We start from the raw sequence: 26,085 nt of genomic DNA, 5'->3' as shown, positions 1-26,085 counted from the left end.
ACGCCCCGAATCTTTCAGCCCCGCCCGCAGACTTTCGCAAAAGTTCACCGGCGAGATCAGCAAGAGTTCCGGGGCTCTTACCAGCCAAGTTTAGCCGATGCGGCCCTCGGACCGGTTGTCACACGGCCGCCGGGCGACATGAAACGGGCAACCGCACACCCGGAAGTTCCCCGTGAGCAGAATGTGAACTCTTCCCAAACAGTCCGCATCGAGCTCCCAAATCGACCGCACGGCCCCAACGGAGCCGCTAGATTCTTTGTGAATCCTTACCCCCAACTCACCCAACCGGCTCGCAGTGGTTGCCGTTACAAGCCCACACACGACAAAAATTGCGAGCCAGTTGGGCGGGCCCTGCCCGTGAATTTGAAAGGAAATCATGAGAAAGCACACCAAACGCGTGCTGTCCGCAGCCGGCGTCGGCACCCTCGCCGTGTCCACGATCGCTGCCGGCATGATCGGGTTCGGCATGACGCCGGCCTCGGCAGATAGCGACCACAAGGGAACCGCGACGCCCATCAAGCACGTCGTCGTAATTTTCGGCGAGAACGTTTCCTTCGATCACTACTTCGCGACGTATCCCCAAGCGGCCAACACCCCTGGTGAAACCCAGCAGGGCACCGGCACAGCGGCTCCGGCGTTCACGGCTGCCAAGAGCACGCCGAAGAACATCGCCACCCTCGCGCACGACAATCTGTTGGCGCCCAACAATCCCAACTCGGTCCAGCCCCAGCGCCTGACGCCCGGCCAGGCAATCACGTGCGACCAGGACCACGAATACACCGCGGAGCAGAAGGCCTACAACAGTGGCCTGATGAACAAGTTCGTTGAGAACACCAGCATGGACGCGTGTTCGGGTGGCCAGTTCGGCCGCCCCGGGCTCACCATGGACTACTACGACGGCAACACCGTGACCGGGATCTGGAACTACGCCCAGAACTTCGCCATGAGCGACTCGCACTTCAGCACCGGCTTCGGCCCGTCCAGCCCCGGCGCGCTCAACCTCGTGTCCGGCCAGACCCACGGCGTCACCGAATTCACTGCAACCGGGCAGCCCGTCCAGCCCGCAAGCAGCGATTACACCGTGAAGTTCCCTGACGCCAACGGCGTTGGCACCATGACGGAAGACCCGGATCCGGTCTACGACGACTGCTCCAACAAGAGCCACGCAACCAAGAACAACCTTGCCGGCATGCAGGGCAAGAACATCGGTGACCTGCTCAACGAGAAGGGGGTCAGCTGGGGCTGGTTCCAAGGCGGATTTGCCCCGACAACGCCCGCAACGGACACCACGCCGGCTGCTTGCCTGAGCACCCACACCAACGTTTCAGGCGCCAAGGTCACGGACTACAGCCCGCACCACCAGCCGTTCCAGTACTACAAGTCAACGTCCAACCCGCATCACCTTGCCCCGGCAAGCGTGGACGAGATCGGGCACAACGGCCAGGCCAACCACCAATACGACACCACGGACTTCGCCAAGGTGGTCAACTCGGACAACATGCCCGCAGTCTCCTTCCTGAAGGCGGGAAGCTCCCAGGACGGCCACGCCGGCTACTCCGATCCACTGGACGAGCAGAAGTTCATCACGCAGCAGGTCAACGCCATCCAGAACTCCAAGAACTGGGAAAACACGGCCGTTGTCCTCGCCTACGATGACTCGGACGGCTGGTACGACCACGTCGCGGCCGGCGTGAAGAACTCCTCCAACACCACTGACGACGCCGCATGGTGCCTCAACGCCTACAACAAGGGTGTCCCGATGGCCGGAGGCTACGCGGACCGTTGCGGCCCGGGCCCGCGCCAGCCGCTCGTAGTGATCTCGCCCTTCGCGAAGAAGAACTTCGTGGACCACACCCAGACGGACCAGTCATCCATCCTTCGCTTCATCGAGGACAACTGGCACACCGGCCAAATCGGCGACTCGTCGGCAGATGCTAAAGCCGGATCCATCAACGCCATGTTCAACTTTGACAAGGGGCGGGACGTAAAGCTCATCCTCAACGAATCGAACGGCACCGTGGTTTCCCGGACCAAGGAAAGCGACGACCAGAACGAGAACCAGCAGTAGCAGGCTCTTGTCGAAACGGCACCGTCCCGCATCCATCGGGACGGTGCCGTTTTACGTTAACGTGCGGCTTGATGCGCGGCCCGTTCATTCCCGCCGCCGTTCCGGTAGAGTTGAGCGGCCCCCAACATGCACCCATTCCGGCCGGTCGGGCCAACCGCTCCCCGCCGGATAAATGCGCCTAGCTACACGTAGGAGACCCAAGCCCGTATGCAAGACCTGGCGATTGAATTAACCGAAGAGCAGCTCTGGAACCGACGTTCCGAACCCCACATCGCCGAGGTCACGGAGCTTTGCGATTCCCTCAAGGAACAGAAGCCCGGCAGCGAAGTCCTCTACGTAGATCCCGCGCACAGCGTCGACGAATGCCGCATCATCAGCCTTTTCTCCAACACCCGCACTACGACGGGCTCGGGCTTCATCGTCCCGGGCGATGCGGATGCCACCACCCGCATGGTGGGAATGCAGTGGCAATTGGGCCTGCGTCCTGAACTCATGATGCCGTGGAACGTCTACCCGTGGATCGAGCCCGACGGCGAGCCGGGCAAGCTGACGCCCGCCAACATCACCGAAGGCCTCAAGCCGCTCCTGCGCCTCCTGGCGATCGCTCCGCGCACATCCGCGCTCGTGGCCCACGGCAATGAAGCCCATCGTTTGGCGGACCAGCTCATGAAGGCCGCGCCGCAGAGCATCCACCGCCGTGGTTTCAAGACGTTCAAGGTCCGCTCGCTGGGTGGGCGCTCCTTCGCTGGCTCCCCCACGCGGCAGCAGGAGTTTTTGGACCTTATCCACAAGGCCTACGCCGAGGCCATGGCCCGGACAGGCCTCACCCCGGTCTCCTAAGTTCCGCCAGCCCAGCTGGAAGCACGACGGCGGCCGCCCACCTTACTGGGCGGCCGCCGTCGGCGTTTAATTCAGTTGCCTTAGCCTTCGATCGCTGCCTTCGCGGCGGGATCGGAGTCGTTCAGGAACTTCTCAATCCGCTCCGGTTCCTCAGCTTCGCCGATGGCCGCGGATGCCCGGCCGAGGGAGTACAAAGCGCGCAGGAATCCCCTGTTGGGTTCGTGCTCCCACGGGATGGGCCCGACGCCGCGCCAACCGTTGCGGCGCAGGGAGTCCAGTCCCCGGTGGTAACCCACACGGGCATACGCGTAGGAATCGATGGTCCGGCCCTCGGCCCAGGCTTCCTCGGCCAGGATCGCCCACAGCAGCGAAGACGTGGGGTACTTCGCCACGAGGTCCAGGGCCTCCTGCCCCAAGGCAAGGTGCTGGTACACCTCGGTCTCGGCGGGCAGGAGCGTCGGCTCAGGGCCCATCAGGTTCTTGCGGAATTCATCGGACATTAGAAGGTCTTGCCTACCGAGCCGAGCTGCTTTGCGGCTTCCACGACGCGGGCGGACATGCCGGCCTCTGCGGAGGCTCCCCAGACGCGGGGGTCGTAGGCCTTCTTGTTGCCCATTTCGCCGTCGACCTTCAGGACGCCGTCGTAGTTCGAGAACATGTGGCCGGCAACAGGGCGGGTGAACGCGTACTGGGTATCGGTGTCGATGTTCATCTTGATGACGCCGTAGGAAACGGCATCCGCGATTTCCTGCTCGGTGGAGCCGGAGCCGCCGTGGAAGACGAGGTCGAACGGGTTGGTCTTGCCGATCTTGGCGCCTACCTCGGCCTGGATCTGCTTGAGCAGTTCGGGACGCAGCTTGACGTTGCCCGGCTTGTACACGCCGTGGACGTTGCCGAAGGTCAAGGCGGTGAGGTAGCGGCCGTTCTCGCCGGCGCCGAGGGCCTCGATGGTGGCGAGGGCGTCTTCCGTGGTGGTGTAAAGCTTCTCGTTGATCTCGTTCTCGACGCCGTCTTCCTCCCCGCCGACCGTCCCGATTTCAACTTCGAGGATGATCTTGGCGGCGGCAGCGCGCTCCAGGAGTTCGCGGCCGATGCGCAAGTTGTCTTCCAACGTCTCGTGCGAGCCGTCCCACATGTGCGAGTTGAAGATGGGGTCCTTGCCGGCCTTGACGGCTTCCTCGGAAGCAGCCAGCAGCGGGAGGACGAAATCAGCCAGCTTGTCCTGCGGGCAGTGGTCCGTGTGCAGGGCGATGTTCACGTTGTAGTTCTTGGCGACCTCGCGGGCGAAAGCCGCGAAGCCCAAGGAGCCGGCAACCATGTCCTTGACGGATGCGCCGGACCAGTAAGCCGCACCACCGGTGGAGACCTGGATGATGCCGTCCGATTCGGCCTCGGCAAAGCCGCGGATGGCGGCGTTCAGGGTCTGCGACGAGGTGACGTTCACTGCCGGAAACGCGAAGCCGCCGGCCTTCGCGCGGTCGATCATTTCGGAGTAAATCTCTGGGGTTGCGATGGGCATGCTGACTCCTATGCTGATTTTCGTCTGTGGGTTTTTTGACCCTGGAGTAGACCTATACGGCTAGGCACCATCCTAGCGACTTCGAATCCGGCACCGTGTTTCCGGTCACGGAGACGGGTAACACTTGCGGACGTTTCGCCGAGATGGCACTTCGCGGCAATGTGGCTGCCCAGGACTGCCGCGAAGTGTCAACTCGATTGCCAGCCGCGGCTTTTCAGCGCTGCCAGAACCTTGGGCACGACGGCGGGCCGGTCCCCTTTGAGATCGTCTTTGGACACGCGCACCTCAAGCCAGCCGTACTCGCGCGTCAGGTTCTCCCGCCGGATGTCGCTCAGGTACTGTCCGGTTTCACCATGGCCAGCGCCGTCGTACTGGATTGCTACGCGCTCCTGCACGTAGGCCGCATCAGGCCAAAGAACCGGAGCTCCATGGATACCCCACAACACGTGGTTCAACGCCGGTTCGGGGAGGCCGGCCCGCACGAGGGCCAGGCGCAGCATGGTCTCCGGAGGAGAATCCGAACCGACACGGACCAAATCGAGGGCAGCCCTGGCCAGTCGGACTCCCCTGATGCCCGGGTGACTTTCAACCATCGCCTGCAGATCATCGATGCTACACACGGCCTCACGCGGTGCCGGAAATTCGGGTCCGTGGGAACATACCAAGGAGTCTCCCGCAATGACCAGCTCGTCCACCCTCGCCATCGAAGCCAAGTCAAGCCAGGTCCTCGCGGGCGAGGTGAGCCTGACGCCGTCGTACTCCACCAGCTCACCGGGGAGGAAGGTCAGTAAGTGGCCCACCACATTCACCCTGCGGGGCGTGCTGAATCCTGGCCGCCGGGATATATGGACGCGCCAATCTTCTCCGAGTCGCCACGCCAGGGCCGCGCCCCACACCCGGGCTGCCGAGACGTGGGTCAGGAACGAGGTGTCGTCCAGATCCGTGTAGGCCCGCAAGGCCGTGGCGCCCTTCGCCCCGGAATCCAGGGGCATCCGAATGCCGCGCGAAATCGTGGCCAAGTCCTTTGCCCGGGTACGTGTTCGGCTGATTCCGGCCTTGTCCGAGGCACGGAGGGCAAAGGATCCCGTAGTCAGGTGATGGGGAAGCGGAGCCCTTCGCATGCCCCATTCTTGCCGATTCGCCGGGGTCCATGGAGAGTTATCCACAGGTCACGGCGCGACGACGTGCCGAGATGGCAGTTCGCGGCAATGTCGCTTCCGAGGACTGCCGCGAAGTGCCAACTCGGCGCTCAGGAGACCCGCTGGCCGAAGTTGTGCCGGCGGATCCAGGCGTGCATTGCAATGGCTGCGGCCGACGCGGCGTTCATGGAGCGTGTGGAACCGTACTGCTCGATCGACAGCGTTGCGACGGCGGCGTCGTGCACCTCCGGCGTCAGGCCGGGACCCTCCTGCCCGAACACGAGCACGCAGTTGCGCGGAAGGTCGTAGGTTTCCAGCGGCACGGAGTCGGGGAAGATGTCGATGCCGATGATCGCCAGCCCTTCCTCCTGCGCCCACGCCACGAAGTCCTCCACGGTGGGGTGGTGGCGGACGTGCTGGTACCGGTCGGTGACCATGGCCCCGCGACGGTTCCACCGGCGTCGTCCGATGATGTGGACTTCTTTGGCGAGAAACGCGTTGGCGGTTCGCACCACCGTGCCGATGTTCAGGTCGTGCTGCCAGTTCTCAATGGCAATGTGGAAATCGTGCCGGTGGGCGTCCAGGTCCGCGACGATCGCTTCGTGCTTCCAGTACCGGTACTTGTCCACGACGTTCCGCCGGTCCCCGTCCGCAAGCAAGTCCGGGTCCCAGTGCTCACCTTCCGGCCAGTCGCCTTGCCAGGGCCCGACGCCGACCTCGGGTTTCGCTTCTGACCCGCCCTCGGCGGGGGCGACAGGAGACGGGAAAGCAGTGGACTCAGTAGGGGCAGGATTCTGGGGCCGGTCATTCACTCCTCAACCCTAGCCCGGGGCGCCGTCACGCAGGACTCCGGGTGTCTCGGAGACCGAAAGATGAAAGACTTGGGGCGAGAAGCAGCCAATACGCGGAGGAAAAGCATGGAGAACGCACCCGAGGTCCCGACGAGCCCAAACCTTTACCGCAGCGGACACGAAATCGAATGCTGGCTCACGGATATGGACGGTGTCCTGGTCCACGAAAACCAGGCGGTGCCCGGAGCGGCTGAACTGATCCAACGTTGGGTGGACACCTCCAAGCGATTCCTCGTCCTCACCAACAACTCCATCTTCACCCCGCGGGACCTGGCAGCCCGGCTGAGCTCCTCCGGCCTCGAAATCCCGGAAGAGAACATCTGGACGTCGGCCCTGGCCACGGCACAATTCCTCAAGGACCAGGTACAGGGCTCGGAGTCGGGGAATCGCGCTTACACCATCGGTGAGGCAGGACTGACGACGGCGTTGCACGAGGCCGGCTTCATCCTCACCGACCAGAACCCGGACTTCGTGGTGCTCGGTGAGACCCGCACCTACTCCTTCGAAGCGATCACCATGGCCATCCGGCTGATTCTCGCCGGGGCGCGTTTTATCGCCACCAACCCGGATGCCACCGGACCATCGAAGGACGGACCGATGCCCGCCACCGGCGCCATCGCCGCACTCATCTCCAAGGCGACCGGCCGCGAACCCTACATCGTGGGCAAGCCGAACCCCATGATGTTCCGTTCCGCGATGAACCAGATCGACGCCCACTCCGAGACCACGGCAATGATCGGTGACCGCATGGACACCGACATCATCGCGGGCATGGAAGCCGGGCTGCACACCGTCCTGGTTCTCAGCGGCATCACCCAGCGCGAGGACATCGCCGCCTTCCCGTTCCGGCCGAACCAGGTCCTGAACTCGGTAGCGGACCTCAAGAACCAGATCTAGGCAGAAGGGGCATCGGTGCCGTGGCTGTCCTGAACCTCCGTTCCTTGGCCGGCGGCCGCATTCTGAGGGGCAGCCAGCCGTTTGGCATGGACACCGCGGCGACGGCCGCCTTCCTGGAACTTCATGGCATCCAGGCTGTCGTGGATCTCCGGAGCGGATTCGAACGCGCCATTGTTCCGTGGCAACTGGGCAACGGCTCAGGGCTCAAGAATGCAGAGCCCAACGCTGCAGTGCCCAACCATGAAGTGGAGCTCGTGGAGAACCCGCTCGACCCGCGTACCGCCTCGGACGGCCTCCAATCGATCCACACGGCCGAAGACCTTGGTGAGCTCTACCTGGGCTGGGTACGGGCCCGCCCGGATTGGGTGGCCGAATCGCTGCGCCCCGCCGCTCGAGGAAAACGGACGCTCATCCACTGCTCGCTCGGCAAAGACCGCACGGGCGTCGTCTCCGCTATGGCACTCCTCGCGACGGACACTGAGCGCGCGGCCGTCGTGGCGGACTACGCCGCAAGCACCGCCGCCCTCCCCACGATGCTGGCAACCATGGCAGCAGCCTGGCGGTCGGCTGTCCCCGAGGTTCCGGAGGAGTCCTTCAGTCCTTCGCTCATGCTGCTCCAGTCCCCCGAGGCCGCGATGGAATACTTCCTGGACCGTTTCGGGCACGAGTTCGGCAGCGCGGCGGACTACTTGCGCGACGCCGGCCTCAGTGGTTCCGAACTGGATGGACTGCGGCGCAGGTAGCGGTTTAGCAGGGGCGCTGGTCAAGGGAGCGCTGTCAGTAGAACACCACCCGCGAGCCCGCCCGGGGCAGCGGAAAGAGCTCGTTCTCCAGGTCTTCGATGATCGGATTGTAGATAAAGGGATTCCACTGGGGACTCGCGTGGGCGGGCCGTGCGCCGTCGGTCCTGCGCCCCGTGGACGCGATGTTGAGGGGAAATGCCTTGGCCCACGCGGCCCGGGCCGTCGCGTAGTTCACCGTGTCATCATTCGGGTTTCCGATGAATGCCATGCGGGTGTCCCCCAGCCTGTCGACAAACCGCGAGCCGTCGAAGTGGTAGATGTAATCCGATTCGCTCTGGATCAGCACACTCGACGGCGCGATCGGCGAGAGCTGCTCCAAGGTCTGGTCCCAGATCTGCCCCCACGTGCGTTCGTGCTTATTGACCACGCGCTCGCCCAACTCGTAGCCGCCGCGGAGGACCGAGGGAACCTGGAACCCGCTCTCGTACAGGAACACCACGCCGTCGAACCAGCTTTGGTCGAGGATGTCGTACTTACTGAACGGCGAAGAATCCAAGAGGATCAGCTTGACGCTGACGCCGCTCCGTTCACGCAGGAGCGCGGCCACTTCAGTGGCCAGCATCCCGCCGAAACTGTGTCCATAGAAATAGAGGGTGTTCAGCTTGTGCGCACTGACATAGTCCAGCACGGCGTCCGCCACATCGGCGACTTCCAACCCCAGGTTGGAGTATCCGACGGCGGCCATCTGGCCCCGCTGCCGCAGGGAACCGCGGAGCGAGTTGAGGATCCATTGGGCCTCTTCCCAGCTGGTTTTGTAGCCGGGAAAAAGAATCCAACTCGAGTTGGGGTAGTACGACGCTGCGAAATCGTCTCCCACCGGGAGGATCTTGGTGATGCGGCGTTCCGCCTGGACCTGGCGGGTGAACAGCATGTCCGCCGCGAGGGCTGTGGAAGCACCCGCTCCGATCAGGAACGAACGTCGGGAAAAACTCTTCAGTTCGGCGGCTTGCCGGAGGACCCGGGCAAGCGAGCCCGGATCCTGCCAGCGCTGCTGCTTCCGGGGAAATTTCCCCTCCTGATAGTTCACGCAGCCAGCTTAGGCTTTTCGGCCGACGGGCACACGGCCCCCTCAAACCCGCCTACGGTTGGGAGTCAGTCGAGTCCCAGCTCGTCCTTCCCGAAGGCGAAAAGGTACGGCACGCCGGTTTCGGCCTCGATCTTTTCCTTGGCGCCAGTGTTGCGGTCCACGATGACGGCCACGGCCACGACGTTGCCGCCCGCCTTGCGGACGCCTTCGACGGCGGTCAGGGCCGAGCCGCCCGTAGTGGACGTGTCTTCGAGAACCACGACGTTGCGGCCCTCCACCGAGGGGCCTTCTACTTGGCGGCCCATCCCGTATGACTTTTGAGCCTTGCGCACCACGAAGGCGTCAACCGCGCGGCCGGCGTCGGCGGCGGCGTGCATCACGGCCGTACCGACCGGGTCTGCGCCCATGGTCAGGCCGCCGGCGCACTCAACGGCGATTCCGGCGTCGTCGATCATGGAAAGCATGACCTGGCCAACCAGCTTCGAAGCCTCGTGGTGGAGGGTGACCCGCCGCAAGTCGATGTAATAGTCCGCCTCGGCACCGCTGGAAAGAGTCACCTTGCCGCGGACAACCGCCAGTTCTTTGATCAATTCAAGGAGGCGGGCACGGGCAGCGGTGGTGGTACTGGTGGAAGTCATGGGTCCAATTCTACGTAAAGCCGCGCGGCGCAAGGGAAAGCGCGCATCACACCCTGCGACAAAGCCCCCGCGTCACCGGCCGTAACCTTCGAAATATCTGCGTCGGGGGCGGTGTTGGTGCACATATGACAACAATCGGAATCATCGGTGCAGGACACATTGGCAGCCAAGTCGCCCGCAAGGCGGTGGAACTCGGCTATGACGTAGTGATCAGCAACTCGCGGGGACCGGAAACCCTGGCGGAACTGGTGGCGGAGCTTGGCGCACATGCCCGGGCCGCAACACCGGCCGAGGCAGCAGCGGCGGGCGATTTCGCCGTCGTGACCGTTCCCCTCCGGAGCTACCGGGACATCCCCGTGGAGCCGCTCGCAGGCAAGATTGTGATCGACACGAACAACTACTACTGGGAACGGGACGGCCGCATCCCGGAGCTGGACAAGGGAGAGGCCACCACGTCCGGCCTGCTTCAGAAACACCTGCCCACATCCAAGGTCGCCAAGGGCTTCAACCACATCATGGCGCGGGAGATCGGCTCCGACGGCACCCCGGCGGGCACCGTAAACCGCCGCGCATTAGCCACCGCCAGCGACTACCCCGAGGCCGCCGAACTTGTGGCGAAGCTCTACGACGAATTCGGCTTCGACACCGTCAACATCGGGACGCTCGACGAGAGCTGGCGCGTGGAGCGTGACCGCCCGGCCTACGTGGTGCGGCAGAACGCTGCCGAACTCACGGCCAATCTGGCGAAAGCAACGCGCACCATCTAGGCACCACAACACAGCAGCCGCTTGCCTCGGAAGGGCCAGCGGCTGCTGTGTTGTTCAAGCGTCAACGACGTCGAACCCCGCCAACGCGGCTGCCTTGCGAACATACTCGAGGTTGGAGGCCGTCCGTTCCGCCAAGGGAAGTTCGGTGGAAAAGTCCTCCAGCGTGACCCAGGAGTCGTAACCAACCTCTGCGAGCGCGCGGAAGTAGCCCAGGACGCTTCCCTGCCCCTCGGCCAAAGGAGCCCATTCGTTCGCCCAGACGGCCGCACCCGATTCATCCTTCGAGTCGGTGCGGACCCAGCGCGCATTCTTCACGTGGACATGTGCCAAGTAGGGGCCCAGGAGCTGGAGTGCGGGCAACGGTGATTCCCAACCCTCGATCAGCAAGTTGCCGAGGTCATGGATAACGCCAACATGCTCCGGTTCCAGCCCTTCCAGCAAGCGCCGGGCCGCGGAGGCGGACGCCGTCACGGTTCCATGGTGCAGTTCCACGAGCGCTTTGACGCCGTGGTGTGCCGCCCGGGAAGCAACCCATTCGTAGTGTTCCCTGGTTGCGGCAAACAGTTCCGGGTAGGGCAGCCCTGTAGGTTCCGCGCCGCCCATGTTGGAGTTGCCCAGCGGCAACACGTTCACGCGGACCTGCCTGGCACCCAAGGCCGCGGTGGCGGCGAGCACCCGGTCGACGTCGTCGTGGTTGTCGCAGCGGGCGTAGCCGCCGAGACCCGAGAACTCCAACCCTGCCTCTGCGGTGAGGCGGGCGATCTCCGGGATCGCGTCCTCCAGGCCAGTCATGGGCCAAGTGGCACGGTTCCCCGCCCAGAATCCCGGTTCCGCCGCCTCTGCCTGGTCCGTGACGCGCCATTCGATGCCGTCCCACCCCTGGGCGGCAAGCTTGGTAGCGGCCTCCTGCGGCGACCACTCGGGCGTGGATGCGGTGAAGACGGAGAACTTCATGCGGACACCTCTTCGCGATTGGTTCCCGCTCCCGGCTGTGAAGCGGCCCCACCGGTGCGGACCTCCACGTTGTTGTACTTGCCGGCGATGACATCGGCTATCAACACCGGCTGGCCCAGCGTTGCCGAGACATAGAGGGCACGCACGGTAGCCAAAGCAGTCACAGCGTCCCGGACAGTAACGCCCGCAGGGCGTCCTTCGCGGATCGCCGCGATGATGTCGCGGTACTGCCGGACATGTCCGGCCGGGTACACCGTGGGATCCAATGCCTCGACCGTGTCGTCCGGGTATTTGGCGAGCTCGACGGCGGCCTGGTTCCCGCCGCCAAGGATGCCCATGGCGCTGCTTTCCGAAGGATCCGCGGCGTCGGATGCGTGGAAGTACGCGAGGTCGTCGTTATCGATCACCGCGGAACCCTTGCTGCCCATCACCTGGAGGCGGACCGTCAGGCCCGGGTACGCCGCCGTCGTCGCGTGCAACACGGCGAGGGCACCGGACTCGAAGGTCACGGTAGCCACAGCGGTGTCTTCCACCTCGACGCTTTCGTGGGCGAGAAGCGCGGTTTTGGCACTGATCTCGAGAGGCCGGCCGAGGAACCACAAGAGCAGGTCAACGGTGTGGACACCCTGGTTCATGATGGCGCCTCCGCCGTCCATGGCCCAGGTTCCCCGCCAGGCACCCGAATCGTAGTAGCTCTGGCTTCGCCACCAGCTGACCGAGGCGACGGCGGAGGTCAGCCTGCCGAAGCGTCCGGCTCGAGTGGCCTCGTCCACCACCCGGCTGGCCGGATCGAAGCGGTGCTGGCTGATCACGGTGGCCACCAAGCCCTTGGCCTCGGCGGCTTCGGCCTCACCAAGGATTTCGTCTGCCTTTTCCAAGTCGACGCCAAGGGGCTTTTCGATCACGACGTGCTTGCCGGCGTCGAGGGCGTCCAGCGCTTGCTGGATGTGCAGTCCGCTGGGCGTCGCGATGATGACCAGGTCCACGGGCGCGGAAGCGAAGGCCTCGGCCAGCGTCGCGAAGAGCGCCGGTTTCGGATCGCCCTGGGCTTCGATCTTTGCGGCGAGCGCCTCGGAAGCCTCGGGAACCACGTCCACAAGCGCGGTGACGACGACCTCCGGGAACTCGCGTACCGCCGCCGCGTGGGTGCGGCCGATAACGCCGCACCCTACGATTGCGGCCCGGATCTGCGCGGGAGCGTTTGACGTTTCGCTCACTTCGTCTCCACTCCTGCTTCATTGAGGACTTTCGCGAACGCCCTCGCCGCAATGCCGAACGCCGCCGGACCGGAGAAGCCGCCCAGCCCATGGGCGCCGGCCAAGTGTGGTTCAAGGCTCGCGAAGCCGCTGTATCCGTCGGCCTTCAATGCCTCGACCGTGCGGAGGACATCGCCGTCGCCCTCGCCCGCCGGAACCACGTGGGCATTCGAAAACAAGGCATCCTTCACCTGCAGGTATTCAAGGTGCGGGCGGAGCTTGGCGTAGGCGTCGTCGAAGGGCTTGACGCCCACCTGGACGAAGTTGGCCGCATCCCAAGCCACTTTGAGCGCGGGAGACGCCACCGTTTCGATGATGTCCAGGACCCGTTCGGGGATGTCCCCGTAGATGTCCTTCTCGTTTTCGTGCAGAAGTACGACGCCGGACTCTTCCGCCACGTCCGCGAGGGCACGCATGCGTTCGATGACCGCGTCCCGGATGCTCTCCACTGCGACGCCCTCGCCGTAGTAGAAGGAGAAGATCCGGATGTAGCGGGATTCCAGGACCTGCGCGGCATTGATCGCCCGGCGGAGCCGTTCCACCTCGTGCTCCACGGGAAGGGAAACGTCCACTTTCCCGATCGGCGAGGCGATCGCGGAAACCTTCATGTCCGCGCCATCCAACAATGACTTCAGTTCGCGAAGCTGCGCGTCATCCAGGTCCACGATGTTGGTGCCCCACGCGCTGCGGACCTCAATGTGCTTGGCTCCCAGTGCCTGCATCACGGCAATTTGGATTCTGGGGTCGTCGTCGATCTCGTCGCCGAAGCCCGAGAGCTCCCATTCAACCACTGGCGTGCTCATATTTATTTGACTCCTCCGGCGGTCAGGCCGCCCACTAGGTAGCGCTGGAAAATCAGGTACAGGATGACCACCGGGGCAGCACACACAAGGGACGCCGCCATCATCTGGCCGTAAAAGGGAATCGCGCCGCCCTCCTGCGAGGCACCGAAGACCTGGAGCGCGACGGCGGCCGTCTGGCTTTCGGGACGCGTCATGACCGAGGCGAACAGGACGTCGTTCCAGCCGAGCAGGAAGGCGAAAATGCCGGAAACGACGACGCCGGGCCAGCTCAGCGGGAGGATGATCCGCAACAGCACACCCATGTTGCTGGCGCCGTCGATCCTTGCCGCCTCTTCGAGTTCGCGCGGCAGGCCGCGCAGATATGTGACCATTACCCAAGTGGAGAACGGCATCGCGAATGTCAGGTACGTCAGGAACAGGCCCCACTGCGTGCCAATGACCTGGATGCCCAAGTAGGTGGCGGACGAAGAGAACAGCACGAAGACCGGAAGCACCATGAGGGTACCTGGAACCGACTGCAGTCCGAGGAGCGCGCGAAGGATCGTCAGGCGGCCGCGGAACTGGTAGCGGACCAGGACGTAGGCCGTGGCGATCGACATGAGGGCGGAAACCACGGCGGTGGAACCGGCCACGAGCACGCTGTTGGCCAAGCCCGTGGCCAGTCCCACACTCGACCAGATCGTGGAGTAGTTCTCAAAGGAGAAGCTGGACGGGAAGAACTCGCCCCGGGCCACGCCGATGTCCGAATTGACGGACGCCAGGAAGATGTACGCCACCGGAATGAGCACCAAGGCGCACAACACCGTCAGGATGATGGCGAGCATGGGCCCTGGCATGAGCCGGGTGACTTCGTGCTGGCGTTTGGAGCCCGGGCGGAAGTCTTCGCTCGGCCGGCGTCCCGCGGCGGTAGTTGCGGTGCTCACTTTTTGCCTCCGGGAGTTTCGGCGTCGTCGAGTTTGACGGCCCGCAGATAGATGAACAAGGGGATTGCGATCAGGATCAGCGAGATGAACGCCATGGCCGCACTGAGCCCGAACCGGAAACTCTGGAAGCTGGTGACGTAGGTGAGGATCGGGAGCAGCTCCACGTCAGACGGCGCAGGTACTCCGAACAGGACGAACGGCAAGGTGAAGTTGTTGATGTGGTGCAGCATGCCGATCAGAAACGCCAAGGAGAGCGGACCCTTGAGATAAGGGAAGACCACATACCGGAGTTTGTTCCACCACAGCGCGCCGTCAAGGGCCGAGGCCTCGTGGACCTCATGGTCCACTGACTGGAGCCCTGACAACGCCAGCAGGTAGACGAAAGGCCACGATGCCCAGATCTGGACCAGGATCAGCGTCCAATATGACTGGGGCCCGTTGAGCCACAGACCGGCGTCGATGCCCACCGAATGCAACATCGAGTCGATGACGCTCCCCGGCTGGAACATGGTCCGCCACACCGTTGCCACCACGAAGGACGGGAGGACGTACGGGATCAGGAAGATGGAACGGATCAAGGCCCGGCCCTTGAACGCGTTTTGGGTCGCGACGGCGCCGGCGATGCCAAGCGGGATGGTGACCACCATGGCGAGCAAGGAGTAACTGACGCTGAGCCAGATGGCATGCAGCAAAGGTGACGCGGTCAGCGCTTCGACGAAGTTCTGGACTCCGATGAACGGAGCGCTGACCCACTGGCGCAGCGAATACTGGTCCAGGTCCAGCCCCGACATGAAGATCCCGAGCAGGAGCGGCACCACGATGATGACAATCATCAGGAGCCCGCCTGGAATCAGCATCCACAAGGGGCGGTTGCGTTCGCTCAGCCCCTTGCGGCGCCGGAGGGTGCCGTCCGGTGACTGCGGGCCCGGCTTGGCGGCGCGGGAAGTCTTGCGGCGTGTGGACTTGCCCGCAGTCAATGAATCGGTGGACATGTCAGTTCCTACTTACTTCGATGCCCGGTCGAGCGAGGCCTGGCCCTTGGATTGTGCATCCTTGAGGCGGGCCTGGAGGGCCGAGTCGTCGACGGAACCCTTGGAGAGGTCCGGGATCGACTGGACTACTACGTTGAGGAGAGCTAGCTGGATGTCGCCCCAAGCTCCGGTGAACGGCGTGGCCTTGGATTTCGCTGCGGTATCGGCAACCGGTTTGAGCGCGGGGTTGTCCAGGGCCTTCAGCGCTTCAGCGTTGGCCGGCAGGTCGCCGAAGATCTTCTGGAAGTTCAACTGCTCGTCCTTGGACGTGATCAGGTTGATGTAAGCGAAGGCAAGGTCCTTTTGCTTCGAGTAGTCGGCAACAACCACGTTGTCACCGGACAGGATGCTGGCTGCATTCGCTCCGTCGCCCTGGGGGGACGTCTGGCCGGGAGCCGTCGTCGGCATGGCAGTGTAGGCATACTTGCCCGCAACAGCCGACTTGTCGAGCGTTGGGAGGGAACTCGACGTCGTCATCATCAGGTATCCGGCTTTGCCGGAGGCGAAGGCCGCAACAGCGTTGCTGTTGCTCCACCCGATGGAAGCGGGATCTACGATCTTGTCTTTGGTAAGCCATCCGAAGTAGGTTTCGTAGGCTTTCTTGACGGTCGGGTCGTCAAGCTTGAGCGTCTTGCCGTCCACCAGGGGGTTGCCTGCCTGGACGGACATGGCCCAGATGAACTTCCAGGGGTCAAAGTTGTCCTTGTACCCGGTGGCCAGGCCGAAGGTGCCGGTGGCCGGATCGGTCATCTTCTTGGCCTGGGCTGCGAGTTCGTCCCAGCTGGTGGCGGGCTTGTCGATCCCGGCGGCTTTCAGGAGGTCCTTGTTGTAGGCCATCACGAACGGCCGGCTGACAAAGGGAATACCCGCTTGGTGCTGCGCATCCGGCCCGGAAATTCCGAGGGCCGCCGGGTTGAACCTGTCTTTCCCGCCTACCTTCTTCCAGTCGTCGTCGGACAAGGTCACGAAGGCTTTGGTTGCATACGCGGTGGGCGTGAAGGTGGTGCCGAGGCTGTAAACATCAGGTCCTTGGCCCGATACGACGGAGGTCTGGATGCGGGTCAGTTCATCGTTGGCCGAAGCGAAGGTTTCGAAGCTGATGTCGGCACCGGTTTGCGCCTTGAACTTGGCCGCAATGTCGGTGAACCACTGCTTTTGCTGGGCGGAGTACTGGTTGTTGACGCCTGTCAGGACGCTCAGCTTCTTGCCCTTGCCGTCAACGGGTCCGGGACTCCCTCCGGAGCTGCTGCTGCCGCCTCCGCAGGCGGTCAAAGCCAGGGCGGCTGTTAGGACAACAGCGGCGAATTTGGCGGACGATGCAAACTTCATTGTTTTCCTCCCTGGAGCCCGATGGCCTCATCGGCGTGGTGCACGTCACATCGGGGTAATTGCTCCGAGTCTAGGCATGCGAAACAGCAATGACAAGCGATTGCCAAAAATTGTCATCAGTGCTGCAATTGTGGGACAAGTCACTCGTTCTTGAGCGGCTGCGGCAGATGAGGAACACCCAGACGATGGCAGAACTCCAGCTCCAGTCACCGGGCAGGCAGCCCACGATCCGCGATGTTGCAGAGCTTGCGGGGGTGGCAACGTCAACGGTCTCTAGGGCCTTGAGCAATCCGGGGAGAGTGAACCGTGTGACGCGCGAGCGCATCGAAGAAGCAGCCGCGCAATTGAACTACATTCCCAGCTCCCAGGCCCGCGGGCTGAGCTCCGGACGCACCCAAACGGTTGCCGTCCTGGTTCCGGATATCACTAATCCGTTCTACTTCGACATCATTCGCGGGGCGCAGCACCAATTGAAGGCGGCCGGCTACACGCAACTGCTGGTAGACACCGAGGAATCCGCGGAGATGGAGGCAGATGCGCTGCAGAAAATGCGCCGTTCAGCAGACGGATTCATCCTCGCCGCGTCCCGCCTGACGGACGCCCAGCTGGCCGAGGCGGCGGCACAGCAGCCCCTCGTCACCATCAACCGGGCTCCGGCAATTGCACCCACCGTGGTGATCGATACGCCGTCGGCCATCATCCAGGCACTGGAACACCTGGTCTCGCTGGGGCACACGAGGATTTGCTTCGTCGGCGGGCCGGCAACCTCCTGGTCAAACGCCAAGCGGTGGCAAGCGTTTCAGGATGAAACCGCTGAACGGAAGCTGACCACCTTCAGCGTGGGGCCGTTCCCGCCCAAGACCACATCCGGAGCGGCCGCAGCGGACGCCGCCGTGCACACCGGGGCCACTGCGTGCATCGTCTTCAATGACCTGCTGGCCATCGGAATGCTGCAGCGGCTACGCGAACGCGGCATCCGAGTCCCCGAGGACATGAGCATCGTCGGGTGCGACGACATTTTCGGCGCCGATTTCTGCAACCCTCCGCTGACCACCATGGCTTCTCCCATAGAGCAAGCCGGTCGCGTGGCCGTCTCCATGCTCCTTTCCCGGCTGAATCCCCAGTACGGCGGCACCAGCCGGCGCCTGGCGGTCATGCCCACGCACCTCACGGTCCGGGCATCGACGGGCGCCGCGCCGTCCTAGTCACCCCGACGCCCGGTCACCTAACGCACGTTTCACCCCGACGCCCGGTCACCTACCGCGCGTTTCGACCCGACGCCCGGTCACCTACCGCGCGAGCGTCTTCCGATGACCGACTTCGGGGCGACACAGTTGAGTGTTCCAAGCACTCGTTATTAGTGTTGGTGACATGCGCACACTCCAGGCCGAAATCATCGCGGAAATGGGCGTCCAGCCCCGGATCGACCCTGCCGAGGAGGTCCGCAAACGCGTCACGTTCCTGAAGGAATATCTCAAGGCCACGCAGACCAACGGCTTCGTCCTAGGCATTTCCGGCGGTCTCGACTCCTCCCTCGCCGGACGGCTTGCCCAACTGGCCGTCGAGGAACTCGAAGCCGAGGGCGTTGAGGCTAATTTCGTTGCGGTCCGGCTCCCCTACGGCACCCAGCACGATGAGGACGATGCCCAAGCGGCACTGGACTTTATCCAGGCCAAGACGGAATGGACATTCAACATCTCCCGCGCGGTTGACGGCTTCGAGGACGAGTTCGAAAAGACAACCGGCGCGCGCATCTCGGACTTCCACAAGGGCAATACCAAGGCCCGCGCCCGCATGCTGGCCCAGTATGCGCTCGCTGGTGAATACAACTACCTCGTCATCGGCACCGACCACGGCGCCGAGTCCGTCACCGGCTTCTTCACCAAATACGGCGACGGCGGCGCGGACATCCTTCCCCTCTTCGGCCTCAACAAGCGGCAGAACCGCGCACTGCTCGCCGAACTTGGCGCGCCCAACCGGATCTGGGAAAAGGTCCCCACCGCGGACCTCCTGGACGGCTCCCCGGGGCGCACGGATGAAGACGAACTCGGCATCACCTACGACCAGATCGACGATTACCTCGAAGGCAAGGAAGTCACCGAAGGCGCCGCTGCGACCATCGAGGACAAGTATCTGCGCACCCGCCACAAGCGCACTGTTCCGGTCACAATTTTCGACACATGGTGGAAGTAGGACGCCCCTGAACCGAGGCGCCGCCGTCACGCTGTGCAACTTTTAGCACTGCCCGACGGCGGTCTGCCGGGCCGTTCCGGGGCACCGCCGTCGTCATTCCTGCAAAAGTGTGCACTGCGTGACAGGGCGCTGCCGTCAAGCCCGGCCTCTTCCAAACCCTTGGATGTCCTAGTATATTGCAGGTGAGGCGGATCACGCGGCAGTTCGTTCCCGGTCCGCGCTGACTCCATCCAGGCAGGGCGAAAGGCAGACAATGACAGTCACCGACGACTTCCGTGCAGCCCGCGACCGGCTCATCGAGCTACGCACCAATTACTCCCAGGCACGCAACGACTTCCAGTGGCCCCGCTTCACCGAGTTCAACTTCGCCCTCGACTGGTTCGACCAGATCGCGGCCAACCCCGGCACGGCCAACAAGCCCGCGCTGGTGATCGTCGAGCAGGACGGCAGCTCCACCCGCCGCAGCTTCGCCGAGCTCTCCGCACGGTCCTCGCAGCTCGCCAACTGGCTTCGCGCCAAAGGCGTCCGCCGCGGTGACCGAATGATCATCATGCTCGGCAACCAAGTGGAGCTGTGGGAACTGATGCTCGCCGGGATCAAACTCGGCGTGGTCCTGATCCCCACCACCACGCTCATGGGCCCGCGCGACATCGCGGATCGCGTGGAGCGCGGGGGCGCCCGCTGGGCCGCCGTCGGGAGCGCCAACATTGCCAAGTTCGCCGAGGTGCCGGGCGATTACACGCTCATTGAAGTGCACGACGGCGGCCGGGCGGATAGCCAGAACACGGATAGCCAGAACACCGCCAGCCAGAACACGGGCAGCCGGCACACCGATGCCCTCCAGTACGCCGAGGCGGATTCCGCGGAGACCAGCTTCGTCCCGGATGCCCCGACGGCGGCCGACGAAACCATGCTCCTCTACTTCACTTCGGGCACCACGTCACGGGCCAAATTGGTGGAGCACACCCACACGTCCTACCCCGTGGGACACCTCTCCACGATGTATTGGATTGGCTTGGAACCCGGAGACGTCCACCTCAACGTGGCTTCCCCCGGCTGGGCCAAGCACGCGTGGTCCAATGTTTTCACGCCGTGGATCGCGGAGGCCTGCGTGTTCGTCTACAACTACGACCGCTTCGATGCCAAGGCCCTCATGGAACAGATGGGGCGCGAAGGCGTCACGAGTTTCTGCGCCCCGCCCACCGTGTGGCGCATGCTCATCCAGGCAGACCTGACCCAGCTCAAAACCCCGCCCACAAAAGTGGTTTCGGCTGGCGAACCCCTCAACGCCGAGGTCATCGGACAAGTGGAGAGGGCTTGGGGCCAGACCATCCGCGACGGCTTCGGGCAGACGGAGTCGACAGTCCAGGTGGCCAACACCCCGGGCCAGCCGGTCAAGACCGGCTCGATGGGACGGCCCCTGCCGGGCTACGACGTCGTTCTCGTTGACCCCGCCACAGGTGAAGAGGCCGACGACGGCGAGCTGTGCTTGCGCCTGGACCCCCGCCCCGTCGGGCTCATGAAGTCCTACTTCGGGGATCCGGAAAAGACCGCAGAGGCTTTCCGCGACGGCTATTACCACACGGGCGACATGGCCAGCCGGGACAGGAACGGCGTTATCACCTACGTGGGCCGCGGGGACGATGTCTTCAAGTCTTCGGACTATCGCTTGTCCCCCTTCGAACTCGAGAGCGTCCTGATCGAACACCCCGCGGTGGCGGAGGCCGCCGTCGTCCCTTCCCCGGATCCGGTCAAGCTTTCGGTGCCCAAAGCGTTCGTGGTGCTTGCCGCCGGGTTCGAGCCAGGTCCGGCCGTGGCGGAGGACATCCTCAGGTACTGCCGGCAGCACCTGGCGCCGTTCAAGCGCATCCGCCGGCTCGAATTCGGCGAGTTGCCCAAGACGATTTCCGGAAAGATCCGGCGTGTGGAACTCCGAGGCACGGAAGAGGCCCGCCACGGCGACGGTCCCCTGCCTGCCGGCCTGGGCGTCGAGTACACCGAGGACGAGTTTCCGAGTCTGAAAGAATAGGCCACCAACCAATGTCAGGAGGCACCGTGGGCAGCCCGCTCCCCCGCGACCCCATCGCCGACGCCCAGCGAAACTGGGAACGCCACGGCTGGGGCGATGTCGCCGCGCCCATGGCGGCCATCACCGCGATCATGCGCACCCAGCAGATCCTCCTGGCGCGGATCGAGGGCGTGTTGAAGCCGTACGGCCTGACCTTCGCACGTTACGAACTCCTGGCCCTGCTGAGTTTCGCGCGCAGCGGCGCGTTGCCCATGAACAAGGCCAGTGCGCTGCTCCAAGTGCATCCGACATCGGTGACCAACGCCGTCGACCGCCTCGAAAAGGCAGCGCTCGTGGTCCGCTCTCCGCACCCCACCGACGGACGCACCACGCTGATCGAGCTCACCGCGGAGGGCCGCACCCTCGCGAAGCGCGCGACGGCGGCCCTCAACAACGAAGTCTTCGGCCAGTCCGGTTTCGGGGACGAAGACGTCGAGCACCTGATTCGCGTGCTGGGAGACTTCCGCAAGGCGGCGGGAGACTTCACGGACTGAGCAGAGCCATCCGTTGCTGAGTAAGTGCCGTTTTGAGCCCTCAAAACGGCACTTACTCAGCAATCGATGGGTTATCGGTGCTTGAACTCCGGCTGGCGTTTCTCGGTGAATGCTGCCATGCCTTCCTTCTGGTCCTCGATGGCGAACAACGAGTGGAAGATCCGTCGTTCAAACTGGATACCCTGGGACAGGCCGGTTTCGAAAGCTGCGTTGACGGCCTCCTTCGCCATCATGGCAACCGGTTTGGACTTGGATGCGATCACTTCGGCGGCTTTCACGGCCTCCTCCACTACTGAATCGGTCGGGACCACGCGGGACACGAGACCCGAACGCTCGGCTTCCTCGGCGTCCATGAACCGCCCGGTGAGGATCATGTCCATCGCCTTCGCCTTGCCCACGGCACGGGTCAGCCGCTGCGAGCCGCCCATCCCTGGAAGGACGCCGAGGTTGATTTCCGGTTGGCCGAACTTGGCATTGTCCCCTGCGATGATGAAATCGCACATCATTGCAAGTTCGCAGCCGCCACCCAGGGCAAAGCCGGACACCGCGGCAATGACGGGAACGCGGAGGCGCGTAAGGTCTTCCCAGCCGCGGAACCAGTCGGCGGCATACATTTCCATGTATCCCTTGGATGCCATCTCCTTGATGTCGGCGCCGGCAGCGAAGGCCTTCTCCGAGCCGGTGATCACCACGGCGCCCACCCCGGGGTCCGCATCCATCTCCGACACAGCCGCCACGATCTCATTCATGGTGGCCTGGTTCAACGCATTGAGCGCTTTCGGACGGTTCAGGGTCACCAAGCCCACCCGTCCCCGGAGTTCCACCAGGATGTTTTCGTATTGCTGCGCCAAGCCGTGCCCCTTTTGTTGTGATGTCCTTTGCCCGCCAAGGCTACTTGGCGGACTTGTCCCGGATGTCCGTAATGATGCCGGAGAAATCCCGCCCGGCTCCACCTTCGGCCGCGAAAGCGTCGTAAATCTGCGAGGCCAAGTGCCCCATTCGCCCGTCCACTCCGGTGCTCTCAAGCGCATTGACCGCGAGCCGGAGATCCTTGGCCATGAGCGCTCCGGCGAATCCGGGTTGGTAGTCGCGGTTGGCCGGGCTCGTGGGGACCGGTCCGGGAACCGGGCAGTTGGTGGTCAGGGCCCAGCATTGTCCCGAGGCATTGGAGGCGACGTCGAACAATGCTTGGTGCGTCAGGCCCAGCTTCTCGCCCAGGACGAAAGCCTCGCTGACGGCAATCATGGAAACGCCCAGGATCATGTTGTTGCAGACCTTCGCGGCCTGGCCGGCTCCGTGGTCGCCGCAGTGCACGATTCTGCGGCCCATGAGTTCCAGGATCGGCTTCACCGTTTCGAAGTCCTCGGGCAGCGCGCCCACCATGAAAGTCAGGGTCCCGGCTTCAGCGCCTACTACGCCTCCGGAAACCGGTGCGTCCACGGAGCGGTGGCCGGCCTCCAGGGCAAGCGCAGCTGCTTCGCGGGCCTCGTCAACGTTGATGGTGGAGCAGTCCAGGAACAGCGTGCCCGGCGCAGCTACCGAGAGCAGGCCCGGTGCTCCGTACACTCCCCGGTAAGCGTCCAGGACGTGCTTGCCGCTGGGCAGCATGGTCAGGACAACGGATGCCCCGGCCACGGCCTCCGAGGCGGAGTCCACCGTGGCAATGCCGTGTTCACGCGCCGTCTCGAGTGCCGCCGGCACGGGATCGTACGCGACCACCCGGTGTCCGGCCTTGACCAGGTTCACGGCCATGGGGCCGCCCATGTGGCCAAGGCCGAGGAAAGCGATGGTGCCGGAAACTGCGTCAGACATGGTCGGACTCCTTTGAATGAAGTTTGAGTTCACGGTCGCCGAGCGAGGCGAAGAAGCCCTCGACGGCGGCTGGCGACACCTCCGCCAGGGAAGCTGGCTTCCATTGTGGGTTGCGGTCCTTGTCAATCACTTGGGCGCGGATCCCCTCGCGAAAATCCGGCCCTGCCAGGCACCGCACGCCAACGCGGTATTCCTGTTCCAAGGCCTCCTCGAGGGAGAGTCCCCGGACTCGCCGCAGCGATTCCAGGGTGACCTTCACGGCTGTAGGCGACTTCGCCTCGATCGTGTCCGCGGCTGCAGCGGCCTCCCCGCCGGAGGCACGGAGCCTGGCCACGATTTCCCCGGCGTCATCGGAAGAATAGGCATCGTCGATCCAGTCGCGCTGACCGGTCAATGACGAGGCTGGCGGTTCCTGCATGAAGCGCTCGACGGCGGCTTCCGCAGTCGAGCTTTCGAGCGCTTCCGCGAGCGCGGGCAGGCTTTCGGACGGGACAAAGTGGTCCGCGAGCCCGAGGAACAAGGCGTCGGCCCCGCTCAAGTGGGCGCCCGTGAGGGCTGCGTGGGTGCCCGATTCCCCGGGCGCGCGGGCCAGCAGGAACGTCCCGCCGACGTCGGGCACAAAACCTATGGTGGTTTCCGGCATGCCGGTGCGGGTCCGCTCGGTGACAACCCGGACCGATCCGTGGGCGGAGATCCCCACACCGCCGCCCAGGACGAGCCCGTCCATGAAGGCCACGTAAGGCTTCGGGTACCGGGCGATGAGCGAGTTCAAGCGGTACTCCGCAGCCCAGAAGTCTGTCGTCTGGTCCCCGTGGCGCAGCATGTCGTCGTAGATCGCCACGATGTCGCCACCCGCGCACAATCCACGATCCCCGGCGCCGTGCACCAAAACCGTCTTGACGGCGTCGTCGTCGGCCCAAGCAGTGAGCTGCTCCAGCATGGCGTGCACCATGCCGGATGTCAGGGCGTTGACCGCTTGGGGCCGATTCAGGGTAATAACGCCAAGGTGGCCGCGCTTCTCGAACAGAACCTCAGCCATTAGCTGCCGGCCGGCATCACGAAGCTGGCGCCCTGGCGGATGCCGGAAGGCCAACGGGTGGTGACCGTCTTGGTCTTGGTGTAGAAGCGGAAGGCGTCCGGACCGTGCTGGTTGAGGTCGCCAAAACCCGAAGCCTTCCAGCCGCCGAAGGTGTAGTAAGCGATCGGCACCGGAATCGGGACGTTGACACCCACCATGCCTACCTCCACCCGGCTGGCGAAGTCACGGGCGGAGTCGCCGTCGCGGGTGAAGATCGCGACGCCGTTGCCGAACTCGTGCTCCGAACAGAGCCGCAGCGCTTCCTCATAGTCAGCCGCGCGGAGGACACTCAGGACAGGGCCGAAGATCTCGTCCTTGTAGATGGACATGTCCTTCGTGACGTTGTCGAACAGCGTCGGACCAACCCAGAAGCCACCTTCGTAGCCGTCCACTGTGAGGCCGCGGCCATCGGTGACAAGGGTTGCGCCTTGGTCGACGCCGGCCTGGATGTAGCCCTCGATCCGTTCTTTCGCCGAGGCTGCCACCACCGGGCCGAAGTCCGAATCCTTCGCCAGGCTGGGGCCCACTTTCAGTCCCTTGATGCGCTCCTGCAGCTTGGAAACGAGCTGGTCCGCGGTCTCCTCGCCCACCGGGACTGCCACGGAGATGGCCATGCAGCGTTCGCCGGCGGAGCCGAAACCGGCGCCGATGAGGGCGTCCGCGGCCATGTCGAGATCGGCGTCGGGCATGATCACCATGTGGTTCTTGGCACCGCCGAAGCACTGGGCGCGCTTTCCGTGGGCCGCCGCCGTGGCATAGATGTACTGGGCAATCGGCGTCGAACCAACGAACCCGATGGCCTTCACGCGGGGATCCTCGAGGAGGGTGTCCACGGCTTCCTTGTCGCCATTGATGACGTTGAAGACGCCGTTCGGCAATCCGGCCTCGGTGAAGAGCTCGGCCAGGCGCAGCGGCACCGAGGGGTCGCGCTCCGAGGGCTTGAGGATGAAGGCATTGCCGGCCGCCAGCGCGGGGCCGGACTTCCAGAGCGGAATCATGGCCGGGAAGTTGAAAGGCGTGATGCCCGCGACGACGCCCAGCGGCTGGCGCAACGAGTGGACGTCGATGCCGGCTCCGGCGTTGTCGGAGAATTCACCCTTGAGCAGGTGCGGCGCGCCTGCCGAGAACTCCACCACCTCGATGCCGCGCTGGATATCGCCCTTGGCATCGGGGAAGGTCTTGCCGTGCTCCGAGGAGAGCAGGGTAGCGAGTTCGTCCATGTGTTCGTTGACAAGATCCACGAACTTCAGCAGGATCCTGCCGCGTCGCTGCGGGTTCATGGCGGCCCATTCGAGCTGGCCCTTCTCCGCGTTCGCGATCGCGTTCCTGACCTCGTCGGCGCTGGCCAAGGGAAGCTTCGCCTGAACTTCGCCGGTGCAGGGATCATAGACATCACTGAAGCGCCCGGAGGTCCCGTCGATCCTCTGGCCATCAATGTAGTGGGAAAGTTCGCGCACCATGGAATGCTCCTTTGCATGTGGGGAAATGCCCGCCATCGGCCTCGAAAGCACATGTCCAACTGCGCTCCGGGACGTCTTTGATCCCGAATATACTCGGACTTCCTACTAATTTCTAGAGCGCTCGCGCTCCCGCCC

Annotated in this window: 25 protein-coding genes; 9 read left to right on the top strand and 16 right to left on the bottom strand. The window is 64.1% G+C overall.

What is annotated here, in order from left to right:
• The first annotated feature begins 376 nt into the window (after positions 1–376).
• Positions 377–2,068 carry a phospholipase C gene (locus J2S96_RS13920; protein ID WP_306864483.1) on the top strand — a complete coding sequence of 564 codons (1,692 nt, stop codon included), beginning with the start codon at positions 377–379 and terminating at the stop codon, positions 2,066–2,068.
• Between the two features lie 207 nt (positions 2,069–2,275).
• Positions 2,276–2,908 carry a uracil-DNA glycosylase gene (locus J2S96_RS13915; RefSeq protein WP_306864480.1) on the top strand — a complete coding sequence of 211 codons (633 nt, stop codon included), beginning with the start codon at positions 2,276–2,278 and terminating at the stop codon, positions 2,906–2,908.
• A gap of 80 nt (positions 2,909–2,988) precedes the next feature.
• Here J2S96_RS13915 and J2S96_RS13910 read toward each other — a convergent pair whose 3' ends face one another.
• The 4 genes from J2S96_RS13910 to J2S96_RS13895 all read right to left on the bottom strand — a co-directional run bounded on the left by J2S96_RS13910 (position 2,989) and on the right by J2S96_RS13895 (position 6,378).
• Positions 2,989–3,408: a DUF3151 domain-containing protein gene (locus tag J2S96_RS13910; protein ID WP_306864477.1), complete on the bottom strand. Its 420-nt coding sequence runs from the start codon at positions 3,406–3,408 to the stop codon at positions 2,989–2,991.
• Entirely contained in the window at positions 3,408–4,439 is a 1,032-nt protein-coding gene (gene fbaA / locus J2S96_RS13905) for a class II fructose-bisphosphate aldolase (RefSeq protein ID WP_306864567.1), read from the bottom strand. Before fbaA ends, J2S96_RS13910 begins: the two co-directional genes overlap by 1 nt.
• 176 nt (positions 4,440–4,615) lie before the next feature.
• Positions 4,616–5,548, bottom strand: coding sequence for a hypothetical protein (locus J2S96_RS13900; RefSeq protein WP_306864474.1), 933 nt, complete (start codon positions 5,546–5,548; stop codon positions 4,616–4,618).
• A gap of 128 nt (positions 5,549–5,676) precedes the next feature.
• Positions 5,677–6,378, bottom strand: a complete 702-nt coding sequence (locus J2S96_RS13895) for a TrmH family RNA methyltransferase (RefSeq protein ID WP_306864471.1) — start codon at positions 6,376–6,378, stop codon at positions 5,677–5,679.
• A 105-nt stretch (positions 6,379–6,483) separates the two neighbouring features.
• Here J2S96_RS13895 and J2S96_RS13890 point away from each other — a divergent pair, with 105 nt between their 5' ends.
• Positions 6,484–7,314, top strand: a complete 831-nt coding sequence (locus J2S96_RS13890; RefSeq protein WP_306864468.1) for an HAD-IIA family hydrolase — start codon at positions 6,484–6,486, stop codon at positions 7,312–7,314.
• Between the two features lie 11 nt (positions 7,315–7,325).
• On the top strand, positions 7,326–8,057 hold the full coding sequence (locus tag J2S96_RS13885; protein ID WP_306864564.1) for a tyrosine-protein phosphatase: 732 nt from the start codon (positions 7,326–7,328) through the stop codon (positions 8,055–8,057).
• Positions 8,058–8,091: 34 nt separating this feature from the next.
• Here the strand turns inward: J2S96_RS13885 and J2S96_RS13880 are convergent, their stop codons facing one another.
• Together J2S96_RS13880 and pyrE are read right to left on the bottom strand one after the other, a co-directional pair.
• Positions 8,092–9,144, bottom strand: coding sequence for an alpha/beta fold hydrolase (locus tag J2S96_RS13880; protein WP_306864465.1), 1,053 nt, complete (start codon positions 9,142–9,144; stop codon positions 8,092–8,094).
• Between the two features lie 65 nt (positions 9,145–9,209).
• Positions 9,210–9,782, bottom strand: a complete 573-nt coding sequence (gene pyrE / locus J2S96_RS13875) for an orotate phosphoribosyltransferase (RefSeq protein WP_306864462.1) — start codon at positions 9,780–9,782, stop codon at positions 9,210–9,212.
• A gap of 125 nt (positions 9,783–9,907) precedes the next feature.
• Here pyrE and J2S96_RS13870 point away from each other — a divergent pair, with 125 nt between their 5' ends.
• Entirely contained in the window at positions 9,908–10,549 is a 642-nt protein-coding gene (locus tag J2S96_RS13870; RefSeq protein WP_306864459.1) for an NADPH-dependent F420 reductase, read from the top strand.
• Between the two features lie 54 nt (positions 10,550–10,603).
• Here the strand turns inward: J2S96_RS13870 and J2S96_RS13865 are convergent, their stop codons facing one another.
• The 6 genes from J2S96_RS13865 to J2S96_RS13840 all read right to left on the bottom strand — a co-directional run bounded on the left by J2S96_RS13865 (position 10,604) and on the right by J2S96_RS13840 (position 16,845).
• Complete coding sequence (locus tag J2S96_RS13865; protein WP_306864456.1) at positions 10,604–11,503, bottom strand: sugar phosphate isomerase/epimerase family protein; 900 nt, start codon at positions 11,501–11,503, stop codon at positions 10,604–10,606.
• Positions 11,500–12,720: a Gfo/Idh/MocA family protein gene (locus J2S96_RS13860; RefSeq protein WP_306864454.1), complete on the bottom strand. Its 1,221-nt coding sequence runs from the start codon at positions 12,718–12,720 to the stop codon at positions 11,500–11,502. The genes J2S96_RS13865 and J2S96_RS13860 overlap by 4 nt, the downstream gene beginning before the upstream one ends.
• A complete protein-coding gene (locus J2S96_RS13855) occupies positions 12,717–13,562 on the bottom strand; it encodes a sugar phosphate isomerase/epimerase family protein (protein WP_306864451.1) in 846 nt (281 codons plus the stop codon). Before J2S96_RS13855 ends, J2S96_RS13860 begins: the two co-directional genes overlap by 4 nt.
• A gap of 2 nt (positions 13,563–13,564) precedes the next feature.
• The gene (locus J2S96_RS13850) at positions 13,565–14,398 is read right to left on the bottom strand and encodes a carbohydrate ABC transporter permease (RefSeq protein ID WP_306864561.1); all 834 of its coding nucleotides are present in this window, start codon (positions 14,396–14,398) and stop codon (positions 13,565–13,567) included.
• Positions 14,399–14,481: 83 nt separating this feature from the next.
• On the bottom strand, positions 14,482–15,477 hold the full coding sequence (locus J2S96_RS13845; protein WP_306864449.1) for a carbohydrate ABC transporter permease: 996 nt from the start codon (positions 15,475–15,477) through the stop codon (positions 14,482–14,484).
• 12 nt (positions 15,478–15,489) lie between these two features.
• Positions 15,490–16,845 (bottom strand): ABC transporter substrate-binding protein, encoded by a 1,356-nt coding sequence (locus J2S96_RS13840; RefSeq protein WP_306864447.1) that lies wholly within the window; start codon positions 16,843–16,845, stop codon positions 15,490–15,492.
• A gap of 185 nt (positions 16,846–17,030) precedes the next feature.
• Between J2S96_RS13840 and J2S96_RS13835 the strand changes: the two genes are divergently transcribed.
• The 4 genes from J2S96_RS13835 (at position 17,031) to J2S96_RS13820 (ending at position 21,600) form a co-directional block, all read left to right on the top strand.
• Positions 17,031–18,050: a LacI family DNA-binding transcriptional regulator gene (locus J2S96_RS13835; RefSeq protein ID WP_306864558.1), complete on the top strand. Its 1,020-nt coding sequence runs from the start codon at positions 17,031–17,033 to the stop codon at positions 18,048–18,050.
• 166 nt (positions 18,051–18,216) lie between these two features.
• Positions 18,217–19,038 carry an ammonia-dependent NAD(+) synthetase gene (nadE, locus tag J2S96_RS13830; protein ID WP_306864444.1) on the top strand — a complete coding sequence of 274 codons (822 nt, stop codon included), beginning with the start codon at positions 18,217–18,219 and terminating at the stop codon, positions 19,036–19,038.
• A gap of 253 nt (positions 19,039–19,291) precedes the next feature.
• On the top strand, positions 19,292–21,067 hold the full coding sequence (locus J2S96_RS13825) for an AMP-binding protein (RefSeq protein ID WP_306864441.1): 1,776 nt from the start codon (positions 19,292–19,294) through the stop codon (positions 21,065–21,067).
• 26 nt (positions 21,068–21,093) lie between these two features.
• On the top strand, positions 21,094–21,600 hold the full coding sequence (locus J2S96_RS13820) for a MarR family winged helix-turn-helix transcriptional regulator (RefSeq protein WP_306864438.1): 507 nt from the start codon (positions 21,094–21,096) through the stop codon (positions 21,598–21,600).
• Positions 21,601–21,671: 71 nt separating this feature from the next.
• Here J2S96_RS13820 and J2S96_RS13815 read toward each other — a convergent pair whose 3' ends face one another.
• Genes J2S96_RS13815 through J2S96_RS13800 form a run of 4 tightly spaced genes read right to left on the bottom strand, consistent with a single transcriptional unit; the run spans position 21,672 to position 25,950 of the window.
• Positions 21,672–22,451: an enoyl-CoA hydratase gene (locus J2S96_RS13815; RefSeq protein ID WP_306864435.1), complete on the bottom strand. Its 780-nt coding sequence runs from the start codon at positions 22,449–22,451 to the stop codon at positions 21,672–21,674.
• Between the two features lie 40 nt (positions 22,452–22,491).
• Complete coding sequence (mmsB, locus tag J2S96_RS13810) at positions 22,492–23,412, bottom strand: 3-hydroxyisobutyrate dehydrogenase (protein ID WP_306864433.1); 921 nt, start codon at positions 23,410–23,412, stop codon at positions 22,492–22,494.
• The gene (locus tag J2S96_RS13805; protein ID WP_306864428.1) at positions 23,405–24,451 is read right to left on the bottom strand and encodes an enoyl-CoA hydratase/isomerase family protein; all 1,047 of its coding nucleotides are present in this window, start codon (positions 24,449–24,451) and stop codon (positions 23,405–23,407) included. Before J2S96_RS13805 ends, mmsB begins: the two co-directional genes overlap by 8 nt.
• Complete coding sequence (locus tag J2S96_RS13800; protein WP_306864425.1) at positions 24,451–25,950, bottom strand: CoA-acylating methylmalonate-semialdehyde dehydrogenase; 1,500 nt, start codon at positions 25,948–25,950, stop codon at positions 24,451–24,453. Before J2S96_RS13800 ends, J2S96_RS13805 begins: the two co-directional genes overlap by 1 nt.
• Positions 25,951–26,085 lie beyond the last annotated feature (135 nt).

Source organism: Arthrobacter bambusae (genome assembly GCF_030812595.1).
In the GTDB taxonomy this organism is placed as follows: domain Bacteria; phylum Actinomycetota; class Actinomycetes; order Actinomycetales; family Micrococcaceae; genus Arthrobacter; species Arthrobacter bambusae_B.
Note: the sequence above shows the minus strand (reverse complement) of the source record. Positions and strands in the feature narration are given on the sequence as shown.